This is a genomic window from Roseburia zhanii (genome assembly GCF_014287635.1).
Taxonomy (GTDB): Bacteria; Bacillota; Clostridia; order Lachnospirales; family Lachnospiraceae; genus Roseburia_B; species Roseburia_B zhanii.
The window spans coordinates 1-1774 of sequence record NZ_JACOPH010000057.1 but is presented as its reverse complement, the minus strand read 5'-3'; the positions used below and the strand labels follow the sequence as shown (position 1 = coordinate 1774).

Below are 1774 nucleotides of genomic sequence, written 5' to 3'. Positions count from 1 at the left end.
TCTACATAGAAGCGGTAGTACCATTTCTTTCCTTTTTTTCTTACAGATCCTTTTGCCATAATCGTGTGTCTCCTTTCGATATCAGACAATCGGAACTGATGAAATGCTTCTTGCGTGTAAGTATATCATAACTCCGGTTGTCGTTCTATACCGAATCGGAATCTTCATACAAAACTTCTGATAAAAGATTTTCAAGCCTTTGTTCTGCCATTTCCGGTTTCTTGGAATAGAGCCTTACAATATCTGCCATGTCATTAAAGGCATTAACAGTATGGGTGATCTCCCGGAGAAACATAATCTCGTTATATTCATCATTCGATTCAAACCCCATTACCTTTGCAATATCCGATTCATTCGTGCTGCCCTTGTAATTCTTGCAGGCAAACTGGAATGATTCCAGAAACAGGTTATATTGCTTTAACATTAACAGCAGTAAATCTTTTGAAAAAGCATCTTCCTTTTTACTAAGGTCGAGAGGTAGCTGTTTGAGAATATCGCCCATTGCATCACGAATCTGTAATTCTTTCTTATCCGTAATATCTGTTTCGTATTCATCGGTTTCACCTCTGAGCCATTCAATAGATACATGAAGTGCTTCCGAAAGACCTTCCAGCACCATCTTTTTGGTATTGTCAATCGAACCATTCTCATAACGCAGGATTGTGGAAGCTGTAACTCCCATCTTCTCTGCAACATAAGGCTGTGTCAGATTTAATTCCAGACGACGCTGTTTTGCCCTGCTGCCTATCAGCTTGCGTAATTCTTTATCTTTCATGCTGATTGCCTCCTTTTTCGGTATGTATGAATTATAGCATGTACCTCACGTAATTGCAATATGCAATCTAATGATTAATTTTAAAATTTCATAACGCTTGACAACGCAATATAAAACCGCTATACTAACAGCACAACAAAAATTGCATAATGCAATTTAATAGGAGGTGACAAGATGACGGAAAGAAAGATTGCATTATCCATCGAGGAAGCAGCCGACTATACAGGAATTGGCAGAAATACTTTGAGAAAGCTGGTTGAATGGAAGAAGCTTCCGGTATTAAAAGTCGGAAGAAAAGTCCTTATTAAAACTGACATTCTGGAAAAGTTCATGGAAGCCAACGAGGGGCGAGATCTGAGGGATAAAGGAAATGTAAAAGCTGTCACAAGAAATGTGGCAACTTAAAAAGGCGGCTTCCTACGAAACCGCCAAAGGTTCTATCAGACCGAAGCCATGATATACCTACACGCAAGAGGATTATACCATGTGCTTCTCCTGATATGCAACCGGGAACTGTTGTTTATCGGAAAAAGAGAGGATGAAGACGATATGGCGAAATCAACAAAGACTTATGAAGAAAGAATACGTGCATTAGAGAAAAAGGAACAGGAAAGCATTGAAGCTACAAAAAAGCTCATAGCACAGCGGAAGGAACTGGAAAAGAGAAAGAAAGCGGAAGAAAGTAAAAAACGAACCCACAGGCTCTGTCAGATTGGAGGAGCGGTGGAATCGGTTCTTGGCTGTCCGATTGAGGAGGAAGATTTACCAAAGTTGATAGGATTCTTAAAAAGGCAGGAAACAAACGGGAAGTTTTTCTCAAAAGCGATGCAGAAAGAATTAGTTACAGACATGGAGGAAGTGTAATGGCGGAGGGAGTGGGTTTTCCATTCCCTTCATTGCCTTTGAATGAAGGGCGCACTTATGGACAACCAGAGGTCGTCCTTATAAGTTTGCCACAAGTGGCAACCGGTCTGCGCTTACGCTTGCCGGGCTCGTTCC

General features: G+C 40.8%; 3 protein-coding genes. 2 read left to right on the top strand and 1 reads right to left on the bottom strand.

The features are described 5' to 3' along the window. Window positions 1–145: 145 nt before the first annotated feature. Window positions 146–775: a helix-turn-helix domain-containing protein gene (locus H8S17_RS16015; protein WP_015520978.1), complete on the bottom strand. Its 630-nt coding sequence runs from the start codon at window positions 773–775 to the stop codon at window positions 146–148. Window positions 776–949: 174 nt separating this feature from the next. On the opposite strand from H8S17_RS16015, the gene H8S17_RS16010 reads away from it, so the two are divergent. Beyond that, window positions 950–1180: a helix-turn-helix domain-containing protein gene (locus H8S17_RS16010; RefSeq protein WP_003505382.1), complete on the top strand. Its 231-nt coding sequence runs from the start codon at window positions 950–952 to the stop codon at window positions 1178–1180. 144 nt (window positions 1181–1324) lie between these two features. Beyond that, window positions 1325–1639, top strand: a complete 315-nt coding sequence (locus tag H8S17_RS16005; RefSeq protein ID WP_041254741.1) for a hypothetical protein — start codon at window positions 1325–1327, stop codon at window positions 1637–1639. Window positions 1640–1774: the final 135 nt, after the last annotated feature.

Excerpts from the sequence above, each read along its gene's own strand:
- H8S17_RS16015 (WP_015520978.1), bottom strand. The coding sequence starts at position 775 with ATGAAAGATAAAGAATTACGCAAGCTGATAGGCAGCAGGGCAAAACAG.
- H8S17_RS16010 (WP_003505382.1), top strand. The coding sequence starts at position 950 with ATGACGGAAAGAAAGATTGCATTATCCATCGAGGAAGCAGCCGACTAT.
- H8S17_RS16005 (WP_041254741.1), top strand. The coding sequence starts at position 1,325 with ATGGCGAAATCAACAAAGACTTATGAAGAAAGAATACGTGCATTAGAG.